1 protein-coding gene is annotated in these 206 nt (G+C 67.5%); it reads left to right on the forward strand.

The window, feature by feature from the left end:
* Nucleotides 1–120, forward strand: a 120-nt coding sequence (locus AX685_RS03370) for an ATP-binding protein (RefSeq protein WP_171132689.1), incomplete at its 5' end; no start/stop codon positions are given.
* Nucleotides 121–206 lie beyond the last annotated feature (86 nt).

Genomic DNA, 206 nt, shown 5'->3' on the forward strand with positions numbered 1-206 from the left:
GAGTGGCCGACCGTCTTTGGCGACCCCAAGATGACCACCGCGCTGCTCGACCGCATTACCCACCACTGCGACATCGTCGAGACCGGCAACGACAGCTGGCGATTCAAGCACCGCAGCTGACGCGCGGGACCACCGGCAGAAGATGCTTCGCGCTGGTTGCGCCTCCGGTCGGGCTACGCCCGCCCTACGCCGCAACCAGCGCGAAC

Origin of the sequence: Sphingomonas sp. CCH9-F2, from assembly GCF_001556735.1 — a bacterium.
GTDB lineage: Bacteria > Pseudomonadota > Alphaproteobacteria > Sphingomonadales > Sphingomonadaceae > Sphingomonas > Sphingomonas ginsenosidimutans.